The following is a 20,276-nucleotide window of genomic DNA, read 5'->3' on the forward strand; positions in this document are numbered from 1 at the left end:
GTGTTCTCAGAATCTCAGTTTCTGCATGGCCATCATCAGATCGGTCGAGATGCCGACGGTGGTCGGCTGCGCAAACAGCACACCGATCGATGTCTGGGCGGTCGAGGTCGGATGATTGATTTCCCAAAGGCTGGTGAAGCGGGTGAGGAATTTCTCGAGCTTGGCCGGGTCGGTGAAATCCGTGAGGTCGAGCTTTGCCTCGAAGGCCTGCGCCTGCTTGTCGATATCTGCGGCAGCGAAGGAATCGGGCAGGCCGATGGCGGTGCGTACCACGCTGGCCAGGGCCGTGTCGGCCAGCACGTCGTACCAGTTGGTGATGGTCGAGGCCTTGCGCTCGAAATAGAGCGCCAACCGCACGCCCTCATTGGTCTTGCCGGCGTCTTCTTCCAGGGTCTGGCGCATGTATTTGTCGACCACCGGCTGCTGCGACGGGCTGCGGGTCGTTGCCGCTTCGCCGTAGGCCTCGAAATTCAACGAGGTGGCGAGCCTGGCATAGGCCTTGTTGGAGAGCTTGTTGGCGACACTGGCGGGATCGCGGACACCGCCCTCAAGGACATCACGGACGAGATCCTTGTTGGTGGTCGCCGGATCGAGCCCGCTTGCGGACAGAGCATAGTTATAAAGGCGGCTGTCGGCCATCAGGTCGTCGACCGATTTCACCTTGGTGATGTTGGCGAGGTAGTAGCTGGTCTCGGCCTGGACGGCGTCCGCATTCGGCTTGATGAGGCCGAGACTGGACTCGGTCGTGTAGAGCTTCGGCGTGGTCTTCAGCACCGCGTCGCGCGTGGTCGTCTGATCGCCATACTGGGCAAAATCAAAGGCGCTGACGAAGTTGGCGTAGCTCTTGTCGGTCAACAGGTTGGCGGGACTCAACGGATCGGTGACGCCGCCATTGACCATGGTGCGGATCTGCTTCGTCGTCTGGGTCGATGCATCAAGCCCATAGGCAGCCATGGCGAAGGTCAGCAGGCGCTTGTCCTTCAGCAGGTCTTCGATGGACTTCACCTTGGAGATGTTGGCTGCGTAGTAGTCGGCCTCGCCCTTGATGTATTGCGCGGTCGGCTTGACGAGCAACAGTCCGGTTCCGCCGATCACAGCCTTCGGCACCGCCTGCTGGACGGCGTCGCGCGCCGTAGCCTGGTCGCCATATTGGGCAAAGTCGAAAGCCGCGACGAAAGCCGCATAGCCCTTGTTTGTCGACGTGTTTGCGGGGCTGTTCGGGTCGGTGACGCCGCCTTCCAGCATGGCCCGCACGGTCGCAGCCGGCTCGGCGTCGGCGTCCAGGCCGAACGCGGCCATCGCATAGGTGAGCAGGCGATCGTTGCCCATCAGGTCGTCGATCGATTTTACGTTGGAAATGTTGCTCAGGTAGTACGAGGTTTCGCCCTTGTAGTAGGTGAAGCCGTTCTGCGAAGGGCCGACCGAGACCTGGAGACCATAATTGTTGGTCACGCCCTGCTGTGCCGAATTGTAGCTCGTGGCATTAGCGCCAAGTGCGGCGAAATTGAAGGCCGACACGAACTCGGCATAACGCTTGTCGCTCAGTTTGTTGGCGAAGCTGTCGGAATCCGACACCCCTTCCTTCAGGGCTTTGACCATGAAGGCCTTGGCGTAAGCCATGTCGCCGAGACCGAAGGCTTTCATGGCATATTTGAACAGCCGGTCGTTCTTGACGAAATCGTCGATCGATTTCACGCTGCCGATGTTCGCGAGATAGTAGTCGGTGTCGCGCTTGGTGATCGGCTCCGCCTCGATGCGGTCGATCGCCTTGGGGATGTCCCTGGCTATGAGCTGGTAGCTGGTAAAAGTGCTCAACACGACATGCCTCCGGTCGCAGCTTCAAAAGCAAGACTATGCGGACTTGCTTGCGCGAGGCTGAATCGCCTCACCTTGTATGATTCAAGCCTCACACAAGGCACGGGGGCTATCGGTTAGGCCTGACGTGATGCGGAAGGATCTGGCGTGGGCATTCTGATCGGACTTGTGGTGACGCTCGGCTGTGTTCTCGGCGGCTTCATGGCGATGGGCGGCCATCTGCATGTGCTGATGCAGCCTTGGGAAGCGGTGGTCATCTGCGGCGCCGCACTTGGAACCTTTCTCGTCGCCAACCCGATGAAGACGGTCAAGGACACCGGCAGGGGTATCCTCGAAGCGTTCAAGCAGGCGGTGCCGAGGGAGCGCGACTATCTGGAGACGTTGGGCGTGCTGCACAGCCTGATGCGCGAACTGCGCTCGAAGTCGCGCAGCGAGGTCGAGGCACATATCGACAATCCGGAGGAATCGGCGATCTTCCAGGCATTCCCGACCGTGCTCAAGAATCACGATCTGACGAATTTCATCTGCGACTACTGCCGCATCATCATCATCGGCAATGCCCGCTCGCATGAGATCGAGGCGCTGATGGACGAGGAAATCCAGACCATCAAGTCCGACAAGATGAAGGCTTACCACGCGCTTGTGGCGGTGGGCGATGGTCTGCCGGCGCTCGGCATCGTCGCCGCCGTGCTCGGCGTGGTCAAGGCGATGGGCGCGCTCGACCAGTCGCCCGAAATCCTCGGCGGCCTGATCGGCGCTGCCCTTGTCGGAACCTTCCTCGGCATCTTCCTGTCCTATGCGGTGGTCGGGCCGGTCGCCACCAAGATCAAGACGGTGCGCGAGAAGAAGAACCGCCTCTATATCATCGTCAAGCAGACGCTGCTTGCCTACATGAACGGCGCCCTGCCGCAGGTGGCCATCGAGTTCGGTCGCAAGACCATCTCGTCCTATGAGCGGCCGACGATCGATGCCGTCGAGCAAAGCACGATGAACACAGCTTCCGCCGAGAAGAAAGCGGCTTGAGCCATGCATGACGACAGACAGGACCGCACGCCGTCATGACAAGTCCTGGCAGCCCCTCGCAAGCCCGCTCGCTGATCATTGAGCGTCTGGTCGGTGACAGCGGTGAGGCCGCTCATGTCATCGGCACCGGGCGCTCGATGGGCGAGCGCGCCCTGCCGCTGCTGCAGAAGAGCCTGGCCGGCGAACTCGGCGCACCGGTCACCGTCGACCTGCGCGCGGTCGAGATCAGCCGTGTTCCCGATGCCCGCACGAATGCCGGCGATGCCTTTGCCATGGCCATCATAGCATCGCCGACGTCTTCGGATGCGATGACGCTGGTGGCAGATGCGCCGGCCATCGCCGTGATGGTGTGCGCGCTGTTCGGCGGCGATCCGGATCAGCCGGTTTCGCCGATCGAGCGCGCTCTGTCGCAGATCGAGACCGATGTTGCGACCACGGTCTTCCAGGAAGTTGCGCAGGCGTTGAACGGATCAGGCCGGCGCTCGCTCGAGCTGCGGCTGCCGGTGCCGCGGGCGCTTTCGGGCAGCGAAGCCAAGCGCCGCGTGCTGCGCGATGGCGCGGCGGTGCGCATCGTCTTCGGCATCTCGACGCCGACCGACAGCGGAACGGTCACGGTGATGATCCCGCAGCGCATCCTGCTGGCCACACGCGGTATCGCCGATGTCCACGACAGCGAAGGCACGACCTCCGACTGGCGGGCACGTTTTTCCGAAGAGGTCATGCGCTCGACGGTGACGCTCGAAGCGACCATGCCGCTGGCCCGCCTGACGCTCGGCGATCTCGCCGGTTTCGAGCCGGGCCAGGTCATCGAGTTCGAGGAAACCGCGCAGTCGCACGCCAAGCTGAGCGCGCGCGACAAGACGCTGTTTGTCTGCGAGTTCGGCAAACTCGGGCAGAACTACACCGTCCGGATCAGGCATCCTTACGATGCCGGTCAGGATTTTATCGACGGGCTCATGCCGGGCTGACGCCGGGCAAGCTCAAGCATTTGGAGACGACTGATGGCCAAGACCAAGGTGGAAGCCAATATCGACCAGCCGGACGAACAGCTCGACCGCGCCATCGAGGAATTGCGCGGTGTCCTCCAGGAGGAGGAAAAGCGCCCCGACGCCGCCTTGCGGGCTGCCACGTCCGGCGCCAATTCGAACATCATCATGAGCATCCCGGTCGATGTGCAGATCATCCTCGGCAGTACGGAAATGCCGGTGTCGGACCTGATGGCGCTGCAGAAGGGCTCGACGGTGGCGCTCAACCGGCGCATCGGCGAACCGGTCGATGTCGTGGTCAACGGCCGCAAGATCGCGCGCGGCGAAATCACCGTGCTGGAAAGCGATCCGTCGCGCTTTGGCATCAGGTTGACCGAAATCATCGCTGCCGCCAAGAGCGCCTGAGGATTAGACGACATGCGGTCTCAGCAGCGATCGGAGCTTATGCCATGACGACGCCGGTGACGCTCACGCGCCCGCAAAAGGCCGCCGCCATCCTGGTGGCGATGGGCAAGCCTTCGGCCAGCCGGCTGCTGAAATTCTTCAAGCAAGAAGAACTGAAGGCACTGATCGAAGGGGCGCGGCTGCTGCGCACCATTCCGCAAAGCGACCTCGAACGCATCGTTGCCGAATTCGAGGCCGAGTTCACCGAAGGTGCGGGCCTGCTCGATTCCGCCGACCGGATGGACACGATCCTCAATGAATCGCTGTCGCCCGAAGAGATGAGCGCCATCATGGGCGACAAGCGCTTCGAGGTTGCGCCGGAAGGACCACCGCCGATCTGGCCGGAGCTGGAAAAGCTCGAGCCGACGCGTCTGGGCACGTTCCTTGCCGCCGAGCATCCCCAGACCGCGGCCATGGTGCTGTCGAAGCTTGCGCCGCAGGCCGCCGCCAACATTCTGCTGACGATGGAAAAGCCGATGCGCAGCCAGATCATCAAGCGCATGGTGACGATGGCGACCATTCCGGACGCGGCGACCAGGATCATCGAGAACCAGCTGCGCGCCAGCGTGCTGGCGCAGACAGCGACCAAGGACATCTCGGCGGGACAGGCGCGCGTCGCCAGTATGCTCAACGAGATGGACAAGCCTCAGTTGGAAGAGGTCATGCAGGATCTGGAAGAGGCCGGCACGCCGGACCTCGGCGGTGTCCGCTCCAGGTTGTTTGCCTTCGACGATCTGCCGCTTTTGACGCAGAAGGCGCGGGTGCTTCTGTTCGACGGGCTGTCGACCGAACTGATTACGCTGGCGCTGCGCGGTGCACCACCCGCATTGACGGAATCGGCGCTCTCGGCGATCGGCGCACGGTCGCGGCGCATGATCGAGTCCGAGCTCGGACAGGGCTCGGAAGGCATTCAGCTTGCCGACATCATGACGGCGCGCAAGAACATCGCGGTGGCGACAATCCGGCTTTCGCGCGAGGGGGCTTTCGAACTGCCCTCATCGCAGCAGAGCGAAGCGGCTTAACGCCGAGCGCTGAATGGCTGAAGCGGCGGACAAAGACTCCAAAACCGAAGACGCGACCGAAAAGAAGATCCGCGACACCGTCGAACAGGGCAAGCTGCCCCATTCGCGAGAGGCCGCACTTCTGGCGTCCTTCATCGCCATACTGGTGTTCACCGTCTTCTACGCCAAGGACGCGGTCGTTGATCTCGGCATGTTCCTGTCGATGTTCCTGGAAAAGCCCGAGGCGTGGCCGATGGACACCGAGACCGACGTCATCGCGCTCTACAAGACCGTGATGATGGAGATCGGCCATGCCGTTGTCAGCCTGCTGGCGCTGCTGGTGGTGGCCGGCATCGGCGCCTCGGTGCTGCAGAACATGCCGCAATTCGTCGGCGAGCGGATCCGGCCGCAGCTGTCGCGCATCTCGATAGCCAAAGGCTGGACCAGGATGTTCGGCATTCAGGGCTGGGTCGAGTTCCTGAAATCGCTGGGCAAGCTCGGCTTCGCCAGTATCGTGCTCTACTTCACGCTGTCGCAGGACTACCGCCAGCTCCTGGCCGGCATGATCACCAACCCCGTCGCTTTCGGCCTCGTCATCAAAAGCATCACCGTCGACATATTGGTGGCGATCGTCTTCGTCATGGGGCTGATCGCGGCGGTCGACGTCGTCTGGTCGCGCTTCCACTTGAAGCAGGATCTGCGGATGACCAAGCAGGAGGTCAAGGACGAGTTCAAACAGTCCGAGGGCGACCCGATCATTAAGTCCCGGCTGCGCTCGCTGGCGCGTGACCGGGCGCGCAAGCGGATGATGACGGCGGTGCCGCGCGCGACGCTGATCATCGCCAATCCGACGCACTTTTCCATCGCGCTCAGATATGTCCGCGACGAGGATTCAGCACCCCTGGTGCTGGCCAAGGGCCAGGACCTGGTTGCGCTCAAGATTCGCGAGATCGCCAAGGAGCACAACATCCCGATCTTCGAGGACGTGGCGCTCGCCCGCTCCATGTACAAGCAAGTTTCGGTTGATAGCGTGATCCCGTCGCAATTCTACCAGGCCGTCGCCGAACTGGTGCGGATCGTCTACTCCAAAAAGGCTGAGCGGAGACAAATTTCATGAACCGCCAACCGCACGCAAAATCCCGCGAACTCATCGTCGCCAAGGCCATCGAGCAGGTGGTCGACGAGTTGCGGCTGATCGATGTCGCCGACTACATCGCTTTCATCCGGCTCGAGCATTTCGCTTGCCTGTCGGATCTGGTGGATTCGGCGGTGGAGCTGTTCTTCCTGCCGGGCACGCTCAGGCTCGGCCATGGCGGAGAGGCACATGTCGACTGGAGCGGCAGCCCGCGCATCGTGCTCGATCTCGAGCTTCGGCCGCCGGGCGTCACCGTCTATTTCCAGCTGACGCTGAGCGAGGAGAGGTCTTCGGTCGCGGTCAACTATGTGTCGTTCGAGAAGCCCGGCGAAGACCCCGAGCACAACACCGCCTTGCTGGAGACAGTGATCGAAGAGGCGCGGATTCGCCGGACCGAGCCGTTGGCATTTTAGCGGCAAAGTCTGAGACGTGTACCCGCAGGGTATGGCAGGTACCGTTCGCGGCAGACATAGAGAACTAAATCTGCGATATGGTCGTCCTAGCCGGTCCGAGACGGTGCCAAGCGTTGCGCGCCTCGATCATCTCGCGGTCTGATCCGGGGGTGTAGTAGCGACGATCAAGCCAGAACGAGCGCTCAAGTTCGGTTTTGCCTGATCGGGTACCTGGATCGCGGCCCATGCGGACACGAACCTCGTCCAGCGACACGACATAGCACACCGGTTCGGCGCTGCGCGCAAACGCGACAAACATCCACCATCGGGTAACGTGCTTCTCAGGCTGAAGGCCAAGGAACGTGTCCTGTGGTTTTGCTGCATGAGCCTTAACCTGAATCGGATGCTGGGTGTTCTCGTCTTCGGACACGGCGAACATATCGGCACCTTTTGCGTTCCGAACCGTGAGCATGACATTCCAGCCAATCCGCGACAGCTGCCACGCCACATAGTAGACGCCGATGTTCCCCGTGACTTGTTTGTCATTGCTCAACGTTGTTCTCCCAAAACCGCTTTTTGGGCAACTCGGATCACTCGATCAGCCCCAGCCGCAGCGCCTTGGCCACCGCCTGGTTGCGGTTGACCGCGTTGAGCTTCTGCGTCGACTGGGTGAGATACTGGTTGGCGGTGTGGACCGACAGCTTCAGCAGCCTGGCGATCTCTTCGCTGGTGTTGCCGTTGGCGGTCAGCTTCAGGCACTCCAGTTCACGCTTGGAGATCGACCGCATCCGGCCGGCATCGTTCGGACGAATGCGGGCGACGGCGGCGAACAGCGAAAAACAGCGGGCGTGGATTTCGTAGAGCGTGTCCTCCGGCAGAGCGATCGTCGAGCCGAGGAACACCACCAGCCCGCAATGGCCGCGATCGGCATGGACGGGAAAGGCAATGCCGTTGGTGCCCGGCGCCAGCGGCGCCGTCCGCTCCGCCCAGGCGAGGTTCTGGAAGACGGCGTCCGAGCCGGCGATGCCGTCATCGGCCCACCAGCGCGGCGCTGTCGAGGCGCCGCTGTGGCGCACCATCTCCTCGCCATTGGCGCCGGCGATGAACTTGGTTGTCACCGCAGTGGCTGGATAGTCGGAATCGAAGCTCGGCACCAGGCGCGCCCGTTCCGGCGAGGGGCTGACGAAATAGAGGCCAAACGCCGACGCGTTGATGTCGACGGCGATCCAGCGGCAGCGGCGCACCGCGTCCGGGATGGTAACGGCATGGTGCGTCTCGGAACCGATGGAGAAGGCGCCGAACGGATTGCGCTGCTCGTTGAAAAGGGCTTCGGCCGCCGCCTTGATGTCAGCGTGTTTCAAATGATGCCGCTCCTGATCGCCGTGGCGATGGCCATAGCGCGGTTCGAGGCCGCGAATTTCTGGATGGCGTGGGTGATGTAGCTGTTGACGGTGTTGGACGAGACCCCGAGGATCACCGCGACCTCATCGGTGGTCTTGCCTTCAGACACCCAGAACAGGCACTCGCGCTCGCGGTCGGACAACGGGTCCTGCATGGCGGCGGCGGCGATCAATTGCGGGATGGCGGACAGCGCGTAACAGCACTTCAACTGAGCCTTCATCAGCGCCGGCTGGTCGATACTGCCGGCCTCGGCCGCCGAGAAAAGCGCAAACAGCCGCTGGCGACCGACATTGAGCCGCAGTGAATAGACTTCGGCATGGCCAAGCACGTCGAGCAGGCGCGCCTCTTCGCCGGTGAGCAGTCCGCCGGCGTCGGGCGCCGCGGCGGCGACCAGTGGCCTCGGGCGGATGCCAGGTGCAACGGTCAGCGGTCCCTGGGCAAGGCCGGCGATCAGCCGCTTGCCGATCAGTTCAATGGCGTCGAAGATCCAGTTGGATGAGACGATGCGGGCGTCGTTGCGATCTTGGTCGTGGACGATGGCGACGAGCATGTAGCTGTCGGCGCCGATCTCGGCGGCAAGCTGCATGAAAAAGGAGGTGAGATCGCCGCGCGATTCAAGGCGCGAGCCTAACGTATCGGATTGGAGAAGCGCGGCGGAACTGCTCATTGGATGCTTTGGTTGTATGTCATGGCCGGAGTCTTTTCTTGAGCCCGGACGCTGGGGTTGGCAGCGGCCGAACTTGAAGACGCATCACGTTTACGAAGCACTCACACGGCGCGGCGGTCGCGCTGATCGCCGAATCCATTCAGGGAACGCGAAGCCGTCCGCGTCTGGTGCCGGTCATTGGCCGGAACTTGAGACTTTGGGTGGTCGCCGCGCCCCCCAAGGACCGGCTGATTCGGGTCTAATCTACCCGCAGATGAATCCGACATCAAACGCGATTTGACAAAATCAATATTATTGGACTCAAGCGACTCAGGGGCGGCTTTCGCGGCCTTTTCCGCCGCAAAAGGCCTGAAACGCCGACACGAAAAAGCCAGAGGGTGTTGCGATACTGCCGTATCGAGGGCCGATCGATTCCGATAGGGTCTCGGCAGCCGGGAGGGGTGGGCATCCCTTCGGTCATACGGCGGATTTGGCGGCGCTTGCTCGCGGCCATCAGCATCGGGGGTCATGATGAAGCAGGTTTTCCTGGCGTTCACGGTGGTGCTTGCGGTTCTTGCCGGCATGGCAGCGCCCGCCAAGGCTGAGCCGACCGTTACCTATGCGCTCGACAACGGGCTGCAGGTGGTGCTGGTGCCCGACCATCGCGTGCCGAAGGTGGTGATGAACCTGCGCTACCGCGTCGGGTCGATGAATGAACCCGCGGGACGCTCGGGCTTTGCGCATCTGTTCGAACATCTGATGTTTTCCGGCACGCCGGCCTGGCCGAACGTGTTCGGCGCGCACGCCGCGCTCGGCAACGAGATCAATGCCTGGACCACCGAGGACGGCACGGTTTATTATGTCGACGGGCTGTCGTCGTCACTGCCGATGATCTTGTCGCTTGAGGCAGACCGCATGGCCAATCTCGGCCGCTCGGTGACTCAGGCCAAGCTCGATCTGCAGCGCTCGGTGGTCAAGAACGAGATGCGCCAGAACGTGCTCGACAAGGCCGGCGCATCCGGCTGGGAAGCTTTCTGGTCCGGGCTGTTCCCGAAGCCGCATCCCTATAGCCGCATGGTCATCGGCTCGGTCGCCGATCTCGATGCGGCGACGCTCGACGATGTCAGGGGTTTCTTCAACAGCTACTATCTGCCCAACAATGCGGTGCTGGTGCTGGTCGGCGACTTGGAGATCGACGACACCAAGGCGCTGATTGCCGACACGTTCGGCCGCGTGGCGCGCGGCGCCGATGTGGCGCGGCCCGCCGTGCCGGCACCGACGCAAGCCCGGCTCAAGCTGGTGCTCGAGGATCGTGTGCCAAGCCCCATCGTCGTGGTCGGCTTCAGTGGCCCGGTGGCGCAGTCGCCCGACAATGGTGCGCTCAGCATTGCCGCCGAACTGCTCGGCAACGGCGAATATGGGTTTTTGCGCAACCGGCTGGTTTCGCAGTTGGGCATTGCCACCTATGCCAGCGCGAGCTGGACCGGCGGTCTGCTCGGTGGCCGCTTTACCTTCGAGGCGGGTGCCGCCGAAGGTGTGGCGCCGGAAGCGCTGGAAAGCGCGATGAAAACGGCGTTTGCGGATTTCCTGAAGACCCCGCTCGATCCGGTCGATGTCGAGCGTGCGCGCACCGGCATCTTGCAGGCAGCGCGGCTCGGCAGCGAAGCACTGAAGGATCGCGCCGGCGTCGTCTCCTACAATGCCGACGTGCTCGGCGATGCGCAGAGCGCGCTGGTCGACGACCCGCGGGTGAAGGACGCCAGCGTGGCGGGCGTCGAGGCAACGATGAAGCGGCTGTTGAAACCGGAAGACGCCAGCATACTGGTGCTGAAGCCCGGCCCGCGCGGCGGCTATCCCGATGCACTGATCGGGTCGTCCGGCACACCGCAGCCGTTCACCGCGCCGGAGCGAGCGGCGATCGACATTCCGAAGCATGCGGCCGGGCAAGCGCCTTCGGCAACACTGCCCGCCATGGAAACGGCGACGCTCTCGAATGGCATCAAACTCGTCCACTACACAATGCCGGAAGCGCCGATGGTGTATGTCGCGGCCAGTGCCGCCGGCGGCTGGAACAGCGTGCCGGGAGGCAAGGAGGGATTGCTGGAACTTGCAGCAAGCATGGCGACACGCGGGGCCGCCGATCGCGGCTCGGCTGATTTCGCCAAGGCGGCCAGCGACATCGGCGCCGGCGTCGGCCACCAGGCCGGAACGCTGACCACGATGATGACGCTTGGCGTGCCGCCGGAAAAGCTCGACCAGGGTATTGGCCTGCTCGCCGACGCGGTGCTGAAGCCTCGTTTCGACAAGACCGAATGGACGGTGCTGATGGCGCAGACAGTCGACTGGCTAAACGGCCGCGAGGCGGATCTGCCCGGCGTTGCCGGCCGCATGGCAAAGGCGACGCTGATCCCGCAGGTGCCGGGCAAGGCAGCGGTGGACTGGTCGGCAAAGGCGCTGGCCTCGATCTCGCTGGACGAGGCGAGGGACGCATTCAAGGCGGAGTTCACGCCGAAGGCGGTGACCTTCTACAGCGTCGGCCCGATGCCGGTCGCGACCGTCACCGCCAGCCTTGAAAAAGCATTCGGCGCGTGGACAAGCGACACCGCCGGCTATGCCGTCGAGCCGTCGCCGGCGGCGCATTTTAACGGGGGACAGAAAGTGCTGCTGGTGCCCGAACCCGGCGCCAGCCAGTCGGCGCTGTTCGTGGCGCGGCCGGCGCCCGGCACCGACGAGAACGAGCGCGCTGAATCGACCGCGGTCTCCAACCTGCTTGGCGCCGATTTCTCCAGCCGGCTGAATTCGGTGATCCGCGAGGAGAAGGGCTACTCCTATGGCGTGTCGAGCTATCTGATGAGCCCGATGAAGGCCGGCTCGGGATTGGTCGTGGCAACCACCGTCGAGCGCGCCAACACCGGGCCGGCGATTACCGAAATCCTGAAAGGATTTGCCGGCCTGACCACCTTGCCGGTGGCGCAGGACGAGGTCGACCGCACGGTGACTGTCTATCGCCGGGCGCTGGCTGGATCGGCCGAGACGTCGGCTGGTCTGTTCTCCTCGCTGATTGACGCGGTCGGCAGCGGATCGACGCTGGAGGACCAGCAAACCCGCATGGCGGCGCGCACAAAGCTGACGCTCGATGCGGTTCAGAAACAGGCGCTGGCCCTGGCGTCGCTCGATCCGTCGCTGATCGTGGTGGCGGGCGACCCCGATGTGGTGATGCCGCAGCTTGCCGCTATCGGTTTCAAGGACGTCGAGATCGTCAAGCGTGACGAGGCTGGTGAAGAGACGGCGATGCGGGCGCTCGATCTTCTCGGGGGCAATCGCCAGGCGCCGCTGTCTGCCTCGCCGTGGCGGGTTGGCGATGGCGGCACGACGCGCGCGGTGCACGCCTGCGCCGGCGAAGGGATTGCGGCGCGCAGATCCACGCCGATTGACGGGCTAAACGCGCAGCCGCCGGCCGCGTTGTAATTTTGGGATAACTTTGTTTCGGGGGAAACGATGAGCGATTCATTTCGGGAAGTAACGTCCGTCTCGTGGTTCGGGCGGATCAAGCGCGCGGTCGGCGGGGTCATCTTCGGCCTTATCCTGATCGTGCTGATGGTGATCGGGCTGTTCTGGAACGAAGGCCGCGCCGTGCAGACGGCGCGCTCGCTGGCCGAAGGTTCTGGAGCGGTGGTTTCGGTCGGCGCCGACAGCGTCGATACCGCCAATGACGGCAAGCTGGTTCATGTCAGCGGACTGGTGACGGCGGACAGCGGTCTGGCGGATCCGGATTTCGGCATTGCGGCGCAAGGGCTGCGGCTGTCGCGCAGCGTCGAGATGTATCAGTGGAAGGAAGAGTCCAAGTCGGAGACGACGAAGAAGCTCGGCGGTGGCGAAGAGACGGTGACCACCTACAGCTATTCCAAGGTGTGGGACGACAGCCAGATCGACTCCTCCGATTTCAAGAAGCCGGACGGCCACCAGACTCCGCCGATGGAAATCCACGGCCGGACCTTCCAGATTCCTGAGGGCAAGCTTGTCGCCTTCGATCTCGATACGCCGGTGCTGGACCGCATCGAGGGTGACAAGGACTATTCCCTGTCAGCCGACCAGTCGGCGGCGATAAAGGCTGCCTATACCGGAACGAAACCGCTCAGCATCGTCGATGGCAAGATTTATCTCGGCAATGACAACACGAAGCCCGCTTTGGGCGACTATCGCATCGGCTACGAACTGGCGCCGCTGGGCGTGATCAGTATCATCGCGCGCCAGGCCGGCAGCCGCTTCGAGCCCTACCAGACGCAAGCCGGCGATGCGCTGCTGATGGTCGACACCGGCAACGTCCCGGCCGAAAAGATGTTCGCCGACGCCGTCAGCGCCAACACGCTGATCACCTGGCTGCTGCGCGGCGCCGGCTTGCTGTTGCTGACCATAGGCTTTGCGCTGTTCCTCAGCCCGATCGGGGTGATCCTCGATGTCATACCCTTCCTCGGCAGCATGGCGCGGATGGGTACCGGCATTATCGCCTTCGTCCTGGCGATCCTGGTCGGCACGGTGACGATTGCGATTGCCTGGTTCTGGTACCGGCCGTTGCTGGCGGTGGCCATCCTGGCGGCAGGCGTGATTGCGGCGGTGATTGTCTACCGCATCGGCCGGTCGCGAAGGCCAGCCGTTCCGGTGGTTGCACCCAACCCGGCTGCGGCCGCCTAGATGGTCGGGGCGGCCGGAGCCGCCCCATATCTCCTTGGCGCAATTCCGGCCGGAAAACCGCCTCACACTTATCCTGGAATTGCTTTCCTATTTGTCCTCGAAGCCGGTGAGCACGCCGACGGCGTTGATGCCGATCTCCTCGACGGCGTAGCCGCCTTCCATCACGAACAGCGTCGGCAGGCCGAGCTTGGCGATGCGATGGCCGATCTTCGGATAGTCCGGGCTTTTCAGCTTGAACTGGCTGATCGGGTCCTTCTCGAAGGTGTCGACGCCGAGCGACACGATGACGATATCGGGGGCGTAGGCGGCGAGCTTGGCGCAAGCGTCCTCCAGCGAGGCGTTCCAGGCGTCCCAATTGGTGCCGAAGGGCATGGGATAATTGACGTTGAAACCTTCGCCGGCGCTGGCGCCGCGTTCATCGGCATGGCCGAGGAAGAACGGATACTCCACCATGGGATCGCCATGCAGGTTGAGAACCTGCACGTCGGCGCGTTCATAGAAGATCTCCTGCGTGCCATTGCCGTGGTGATAGTCGACGTCGAGGATCGAGACGCGTTTTGCGCCCTGATCGAGGAACCACTGCGCGGCGACCGCGGCATTGTTGATGTAGCAGTAGCCGCCCATGAACCCGGCACCGGCGTGATGGCCGGGCGGGCGGCAGAGCGCGAAGGCCGACCGCTCGCCACCCTTGACCAAGGCCGCCGCCGTCAGCGCCACGTCATAGGACGATTTGATCGCGGTCCATGTGCCTTCGACGAAGGTGGCGCCGGCGTCGAAGGAATAGTAGCCGAGCAAGGCGTCGACGCGCTTGGGTGGCACGTCGCCGCGCAGGCCGCGCGTCGGCCAGGTGAAGGGCATCGCCGTGCCCTCGAAGCCGGCGGCCTTCCACGCCGGCCAGACGGTCGGCAGGAAGTCGATATAGTCGGCCTTGTGGATGCGCTTGGCGGCTGTGAGATCGTGCTCGACCGGTCCGATGATCGGCCCCAGCTTCTCGCTCTCGACCCGCGCCTTGATGAACTCGGCCCGCGACGGCTTTTCGAAACCCGGCACGATTGCCGACGTGACCAGTTCCATCTGGCCGGCATGGCCGGCATGAAGCGGCGAATAGACAGTCTTCATGAATTTCCTCTCGAAATAGCGAAATCAGTCAAGGTTGAGATAGGGGGTGACCAAAGCGAGCCACATTCTTTCCACATCGTCCTCGATGAGGTCGTATGTCTTGCGATCCCGCTTCAACCCCACAAGCCGGCAGGCGTGCCCGACATCCATCATCAGCACGCCGAGCCGGCTGGCGATCTTGTCTTCAAGGGCCGGGTTCACATGCTGCAGCCACGCGGCGTAAAGCGCGATGATCTGCTCGTCATATTCGTCCTGGATCGGCCTGAGGTCGGCATTGCCGGATATCGCCTCGATCACCGGCATCAGGGTGGCGTTTTCGAGATATATTCTGGAGGTATCGATGAAGAGCTTGCGCACCTCCTGCCGAAACTCGTCGCGGTTGGTGGGTGGGGTGACCTCGATGCGCCTGGCGATCACCTCGGGAAACGACGACAGCCAGCGCCGGGCGAGGTCGAGGAGAATGGCTTCCTTGTTGGGAAAGTACTGGTAGACCGAACCGACCGACAGGCCCGCGCGCCGGGCAATGGCGAGCGTCGTCGGCGCCTTGGTTCCTTGCTCCCGCGTCAGGATCAGCGCAGCGTCGAGTATCCTGTCGACCACCTTGCTCGACCGTTCCTGCCGCGGCTGCTTGCGCGGTTCGAGCGCCATCCTGGTTTCGCGGCTGAGACTGCGCTTCACGGATTGATGCCTTCGTTCCCTGCCGGTTTCAACACAGGTCCCGGTCTCAACATTGGCGTGGTGTGTTGTCCACAATACATTCGAAATTCGGCACGTTGACAAACGCGAATAATTAGTCGCATTCTTTTATCCACGCTGTTTTGAGAGATCACAAGGGGAATTTCGAAACAGCGCACTGGCATCAGTTTTCGTCCGATAACGCCGCTCCAGCGGAGTGGCAGCTTGTCGGACAAGAGGGTTGTCGGTCTCAGCCAGTCGTCAAAAGCGCGGAGTCGCGATGTCTGTCACGGGTGCGGGTCAAAATGCTGATCTGATCGTCATCAATGGTCGCGTGCGGACCATGGACGATGACAATCCCGCCGCCGAGGCGATTGCCGTCAAGGACGGCGCCATCATCGCCATAGGCAACCACGCCGCCATCGAAAAACTCAAGGGAACGACCACAGAGGTGATCGACGCCAAGGGCGGTTCGGTCCTGCCCGGTTTCATCGAAACCCACATGCATCTGTTCTCGGGAGGGGCCGAGCTCGCGCATCTTCAACTCGGCGGTATCCATGGCTTCGAGGCGCTTCAAAGCGCCATCCGCGACTACGCAACGACGCGGCCGGAGGCGAAAATGCTTGTGGGCCAGGGCGTCGACTACACCGTGCTCGGCGACGAGCGGGTGACACGCCATCATCTCGACGCCATCCTGCCCGACCGCCCCTTCTGCATGGCGGCGCCCGACCACCATACGATGTGGGCCAACACCAAGGCGTTGGAGATGGCCGGCATCCTGAAGGGACGCACGCTCGGTCCGGGCAACGAGATCGTGATGGGTGACGACGGCCTGGCCGCGGGCGAATTGCGCGAGGGCGAGGCCTTCGGTCCGGTGCTCGACCTTGCCGGCGAAAGCCGGGTGCGGTTGGGGCTGTCGACCGGCGGCGAGCCGGACCCAATGCCGTCGGCCGCCGAGCGGGCCGCTGACCGTGACATCATGCGGCGCGGACTTGCCTGGTGCGCGCGCCACGGCATCACCTCGATCCAGAACATGGACGGCAATCTCTACCAGCTCGAATTGCTTTCCGAGATCGAGGCCGAGGAAGGCCTGCCCTGCCGCGTCAAGATCCCGTTCCACTACAAGAATTTCATGACGCTCGACATGCTCGAGAAGGCATCCGTCATGGCCGAGCGCTACGACAGCGAGTGGCTGTCATCGGGCATGGTCAAGGTGTTCTATGACGGCGTGCTCGATTCCTGGACCGCTGTTATGGTCGAACCCTATGCGGATCGTCCCGACTGGGTCGGCGAGCCGCTGTTCACGCCGCAGCAATTTATCGATCTCGCCGTGGCTATCGACAAACGCGGGCTGCAGATCGCCGTGCACTCGATCGGCGACGGCGCGGTGCGCGCGGTGCTCGACGGTTACGAGGCGGCGCGGAAGGTCAATGGCAAGCGCGACAGCCGGCACAGGGTTGAGCACATCGAGGTCACCACAGCAGCCGACGTGCCGCGTTTTGCCGAACTCGGCGTCATCGCCTCGATGCAGCCGTCGCATCCGCCCGGCGCCATGGATTTTCCGCTGGAGCCGACGGTGTCACGCATCGGGCGGGACCGCTGGCCGCTGAGCTATGCCTGGCGCACCCTGAAAAGCGCCGGCGCCCATGTCGTGTTCGCCTCGGACTGGCCGGTGGCAGCGATCGACCCGATCCTGAGCATTCAGGCGGCAGTGCAGCGCAAACCATGGGCAGAAGGCGATCCTGACCAGAGTTTCTCGCTGCAGGAAGCGATTGCCGCCTACACGGTCGAGGGCGCCTATGCCGAATTCGCCGAGCATCGCAAAGGCGTTCTGAAACCCGGCTACATGGCGGATCTGGTGGTTTTGTCGGCCGATATCGAGAAGACGGCGCCGGCCGATCTGCACAAGCTGCGACCGGTGACGACGGTCTGCGGTGGCAAGGTCACCTACCAGGCCTGACAATGGCATGCGGCTTGCACAGCTTGCCGCTTGCAAGACGAAATGACTGACTGAACTGTGATTCAATGCCGGACTTGCCAACCTACCGGCCGTGTGGTCACATCGAACAGGGGAAAAACTCCGCCAGCAAGAGCGGGGTCAACAGTGAGGCGTATCGTGCCGGAAAAACCGGATCGGAATGCAATTGAAGTCGTAAACGTCAGTAAAATTTTCGGATCGGGTGAGGGGCAGGTCGCTGCCCTCGATACGGTCTCGGTATCCATCCGCGAGAATGAGTTCTTCACCCTGCTGGGACCATCCGGCTGCGGCAAGACCACGTTGCTGCGGCTGATTGCCGGCTTCGACTTTCCAACCGCCGGCGAAATCCTCCTCTACGGCCAGGACATCGCGCCGTTGCCGCCCTTCAAGCGACCGGTCAACACCGTCTTCCAATCCTACGCGCTGTTCCCGCATATGACGGTCGCCGACAATATCGGCTTTGGCCTGGAAATGCTGGGCAAGCCGAAGGCCGAGATCAAGGCGCGCGTCGCCGAGATGCTGAAACTGGTGAAGATGGAGGCGCTGGCGGGCCGCCGCACCAGCCAGATCTCCGGCGGCCAGCAGCAGCGCGTGGCGCTCGCCCGGGCGCTGGCGCCGCAGCCCAAGGTGCTCCTGCTCGACGAACCGCTCTCGGCCCTGGACTACAAGCTGCGCAAGGAAATGCAGATCGAATTGAAGCGGCTGCAGCACGAGACGGGCATCACCTTCATTTTCGTCACCCACGACCAGGAGGAAGCGCTGACCATGTCGGATCGCATCGCGGTGATGTCGTCGGGCAAAATCCTGCAGGTCGGCTCGCCGCGCGACATCTACGACCGGCCGGCCGAGCGTTTCGTCGCCGACTTCATCGGCGAGTCGAACTTCCTCAAGGCGGATGTGGTTAGCGCGACTGGTGGCCGGGCGACGGTGAAGCTGCCGTCTGGTGTGGAAATCCCAGCCTCGCTGCCGGAAGGCTTCAGCCCCAGCGGCAAGGTCACCATCGTCGTGCGTCCAGAGCATGCGCAGTTGGGCACGGCCAGCCCGAGCGCTTCGCTGTCCGGCACCGTCGAAAACATCGTCTATCTCGGCACCGACACGCACTTCCATCTGCGCCTTGCCGGTGGCGAGCCGTTCATCGTGCGGCGTCAGAACAGCCGCGGCGCCGGTGACGGCTTCGTGCAGGGCGGCCAGATCGGCATCACGATCGGCAACGACGCCGCGCAAGTGCTGAAGGACTGATCATGGCGACCGCGGAACAAGTCGCCAAGGCAGCGGAGCGACGCGATGTGCGCGACCGGTGGCTGCTGTCAGCGCCAGCCTTGCTGGTGATCTTCCTCGCCGCGACCGGCCCCTTGCTGATCGTGCTGATCTACTCGTTCCTGACGCCTGGCCCCTATGGCGATGTGAAGTGGCAGTTTTCGCCCGATGCCTGGCTGTCGGTGTTCATGGAACGCGACATTTTCGACGATACGCTTTCGCTTGCGGCAGCGCATGTCACCATCTTCTGGCGCTCGATCAAGCTGGCGGTGATAACGACGATCGCCACTTTGGCATTGGGGTTTCCAACCGCCTATTTCATGGCGACGCGGAGCGAGAAAACCAGGGATCTCTGGCTGTTCCTGATCACCATTCCGTTCTGGACCAACCTTCTGATCCGCACCTTCGCCGTGCTGCAGATCATCCGCAACGAAGGCATCATCAACACCATCCTTATCAAGCTTGGTATCGTCTCAGCGCCGGTCCAGATCCTCTTCACCGACACGGCGATTCTGATCGGCATGGCCTATGTCTATCTGCCGCTGATGGTGCTGCCGATCTATGCCAGCATGGAGAAGCTTGATTTTCGCCTCGTCGAGGCGGGCTACGACCTCTACGCGACCCGATTCAAGGTATTGCGGAAGATCATTTTCCCGCTGGTCAAACCCGGCGTCATTGCCGGCTCCATCCTGGTCTTCATTCCAGCCCTTGGCGCCTATGTGACGCCGAGCGTGCTTGGCGGCGGCAAGAACATGATGCTGTCCAACCTAATCGAATTGCAGTTCGGCCAAGGCCGCAACTGGCCGCTCGGCTCGGCGCTGTCGATCACGGTGATGATCATCGTCATGGTGGCGCTGCTTGCCTATGTGCGCAATGCCGGCAAGTCGGGGGCGCGGCATGGCTAAGAACTTTTCCATCAAGCACCAGACCGGCTTCACGGTGATCGCTGCGACCTGTTTTATCGTGCTCTATCTGCCGATCATCGTGCTGGTCGCCTATGCCTTCAACGCGGCGAACTCGACGTCCGAATGGGGCGGCTTTTCGATGCGCTGGTTCCAGTCGGCTTGGCAGAACGTGCAAGTTATCGACGCGACGCTACGCTCGTTCCAGATCGGCGCCGTCGCTGCGGTGCTGTCGACAATCTTTGCCACCATGGCCGCGCTCGCCACCACGCGCACCGCGTCCTATCCGGGCCTCACCTTCAAATATGCGGCGATCAACCAGCCGCTGATGGTGCCCGAGATCGTCACCGGCGTGGCGCTGCTGATCTTCTTCTCGCGCATCAAGATCTTCACCGGCTATTCCGGCATCGGCTATCTGATCGCCGCGCACACGGCGTTCTGCATCCCGTTTGCCTATCTGCCGATCCGGGCGCGGCTGGAAAACATGGACCTGACGCTGGAGCGCGCGGCCGCCGATCTGTACGCGACGCCGTGGAAGACCTTCCGCCGCATCACGCTGCCGCTTTTGTGGCCCGGCATACTGGCCGGACTGATGCTGGCCTTCGTCATCTCGCTCGATGACGTCGTCATCACCGAGTTTGTCAAATCGGGCGGCCAGGACACGCTGCCCACCTACATGCTCGGCCAGATCCGCCGCGGCATCACGCCTGAGATCAACGCGATATCGACCGCCTTCCTGCTGCTTTCGGTCGCGATCGTCACGTTGTTTTTCTTCGTCAGCAGGAAAAGAGACTGAACCGACAAATGGGA

18 protein-coding genes are annotated in these 20,276 nt (G+C 62.8%); 12 read left to right on the plus strand and 6 right to left on the minus strand.

The window, feature by feature from the left end:
- Positions 1–6 precede the first annotated feature (6 nt).
- Positions 7–1,818 carry a DUF1217 domain-containing protein gene (locus NKH35_RS00085; protein WP_352913033.1) on the minus strand — a complete coding sequence of 604 codons (1,812 nt, stop codon included), beginning with the start codon at positions 1,816–1,818 and terminating at the stop codon, positions 7–9.
- A gap of 144 nt (positions 1,819–1,962) precedes the next feature.
- Here NKH35_RS00085 and motA point away from each other — a divergent pair, with 144 nt between their 5' ends.
- From motA to NKH35_RS00115, 6 genes are read left to right on the plus strand one after another with little or no spacing between them, the layout of a single operon-like run.
- A complete protein-coding gene (gene motA, locus NKH35_RS00090) occupies positions 1,963–2,838 on the plus strand; it encodes a flagellar motor stator protein MotA (protein WP_023691719.1) in 876 nt (291 codons plus the stop codon).
- A 35-nt stretch (positions 2,839–2,873) separates the two neighbouring features.
- Complete coding sequence (locus NKH35_RS00095; RefSeq protein ID WP_023671752.1) at positions 2,874–3,806, plus strand: FliM/FliN family flagellar motor switch protein; 933 nt, start codon at positions 2,874–2,876, stop codon at positions 3,804–3,806.
- A 33-nt stretch (positions 3,807–3,839) separates the two neighbouring features.
- Positions 3,840–4,229 (plus strand): flagellar motor switch protein FliN, encoded by a 390-nt coding sequence (gene fliN / locus NKH35_RS00100; protein WP_023671753.1) that lies wholly within the window; start codon positions 3,840–3,842, stop codon positions 4,227–4,229.
- A gap of 44 nt (positions 4,230–4,273) precedes the next feature.
- Positions 4,274–5,290 carry a flagellar motor switch protein FliG gene (locus NKH35_RS00105; protein ID WP_023728370.1) on the plus strand — a complete coding sequence of 339 codons (1,017 nt, stop codon included), beginning with the start codon at positions 4,274–4,276 and terminating at the stop codon, positions 5,288–5,290.
- A gap of 13 nt (positions 5,291–5,303) precedes the next feature.
- Positions 5,304–6,386, plus strand: a complete 1,083-nt coding sequence (gene flhB / locus NKH35_RS00110) for a flagellar biosynthesis protein FlhB (RefSeq protein WP_352913035.1) — start codon at positions 5,304–5,306, stop codon at positions 6,384–6,386.
- Positions 6,383–6,817 carry a BspJ family T4SS effector nucleomodulin gene (locus tag NKH35_RS00115; protein ID WP_023725151.1) on the plus strand — a complete coding sequence of 145 codons (435 nt, stop codon included), beginning with the start codon at positions 6,383–6,385 and terminating at the stop codon, positions 6,815–6,817. Before flhB ends, NKH35_RS00115 begins: the two co-directional genes overlap by 4 nt.
- A gap of 64 nt (positions 6,818–6,881) precedes the next feature.
- Here NKH35_RS00115 and NKH35_RS00120 read toward each other — a convergent pair whose 3' ends face one another.
- The 3 genes from NKH35_RS00120 to NKH35_RS00130 are packed head-to-tail and all read right to left on the minus strand — an operon-like array spanning position 6,882 to position 8,864.
- Entirely contained in the window at positions 6,882–7,349 is a 468-nt protein-coding gene (locus tag NKH35_RS00120; protein ID WP_023725150.1) for a hypothetical protein, read from the minus strand.
- Between the two features lie 37 nt (positions 7,350–7,386).
- Positions 7,387–8,157, minus strand: coding sequence for a helix-turn-helix transcriptional regulator (locus NKH35_RS00125; RefSeq protein ID WP_023686334.1), 771 nt, complete (start codon positions 8,155–8,157; stop codon positions 7,387–7,389).
- Complete coding sequence (locus NKH35_RS00130) at positions 8,154–8,864, minus strand: helix-turn-helix transcriptional regulator (RefSeq protein WP_023671758.1); 711 nt, start codon at positions 8,862–8,864, stop codon at positions 8,154–8,156. The genes NKH35_RS00125 and NKH35_RS00130 overlap by 4 nt, the downstream gene beginning before the upstream one ends.
- Positions 8,865–9,371: 507 nt before the next feature.
- Here NKH35_RS00130 and NKH35_RS00135 point away from each other — a divergent pair.
- Together NKH35_RS00135 and NKH35_RS00140 are read left to right on the plus strand one after the other, a co-directional pair.
- Positions 9,372–12,311 (plus strand): M16 family metallopeptidase, encoded by a 2,940-nt coding sequence (locus NKH35_RS00135; protein ID WP_352913037.1) that lies wholly within the window; start codon positions 9,372–9,374, stop codon positions 12,309–12,311.
- A 30-nt stretch (positions 12,312–12,341) separates the two neighbouring features.
- Positions 12,342–13,535 carry a TMEM43 family protein gene (locus tag NKH35_RS00140; RefSeq protein WP_352762457.1) on the plus strand — a complete coding sequence of 398 codons (1,194 nt, stop codon included), beginning with the start codon at positions 12,342–12,344 and terminating at the stop codon, positions 13,533–13,535.
- 87 nt (positions 13,536–13,622) lie between these two features.
- On the opposite strand, the gene NKH35_RS00145 is transcribed toward NKH35_RS00140, so the two are convergent.
- Both NKH35_RS00145 and NKH35_RS00150 read right to left on the minus strand, forming a co-directional pair.
- Positions 13,623–14,654, minus strand: a complete 1,032-nt coding sequence (locus NKH35_RS00145; RefSeq protein ID WP_023671761.1) for a histone deacetylase family protein — start codon at positions 14,652–14,654, stop codon at positions 13,623–13,625.
- Between the two features lie 24 nt (positions 14,655–14,678).
- Positions 14,679–15,332, minus strand: coding sequence for a TetR/AcrR family transcriptional regulator (locus tag NKH35_RS00150; protein WP_352913039.1), 654 nt, complete (start codon positions 15,330–15,332; stop codon positions 14,679–14,681).
- 277 nt (positions 15,333–15,609) lie between these two features.
- On the opposite strand from NKH35_RS00150, the gene NKH35_RS00155 reads away from it, so the two are divergent.
- From NKH35_RS00155 to NKH35_RS00170, 4 genes are all read left to right on the plus strand, one after another.
- Positions 15,610–17,289 (plus strand): amidohydrolase, encoded by a 1,680-nt coding sequence (locus NKH35_RS00155; protein ID WP_352913041.1) that lies wholly within the window; start codon positions 15,610–15,612, stop codon positions 17,287–17,289.
- A 156-nt stretch (positions 17,290–17,445) separates the two neighbouring features.
- Positions 17,446–18,546, plus strand: a complete 1,101-nt coding sequence (locus NKH35_RS00160; RefSeq protein ID WP_023699750.1) for an ABC transporter ATP-binding protein — start codon at positions 17,446–17,448, stop codon at positions 18,544–18,546.
- 2 nt (positions 18,547–18,548) lie between these two features.
- Positions 18,549–19,469 carry an ABC transporter permease gene (locus NKH35_RS00165; protein ID WP_023691712.1) on the plus strand — a complete coding sequence of 307 codons (921 nt, stop codon included), beginning with the start codon at positions 18,549–18,551 and terminating at the stop codon, positions 19,467–19,469.
- Positions 19,462–20,262, plus strand: a complete 801-nt coding sequence (locus NKH35_RS00170; RefSeq protein WP_023671766.1) for an ABC transporter permease — start codon at positions 19,462–19,464, stop codon at positions 20,260–20,262. Before NKH35_RS00165 ends, NKH35_RS00170 begins: the two co-directional genes overlap by 8 nt.
- Positions 20,263–20,276 lie beyond the last annotated feature (14 nt).

This window comes from Mesorhizobium sp. M1143, from assembly GCF_040318435.1.
In the GTDB taxonomy this organism is placed as follows: Bacteria; Pseudomonadota; Alphaproteobacteria; order Rhizobiales; family Rhizobiaceae; genus Mesorhizobium.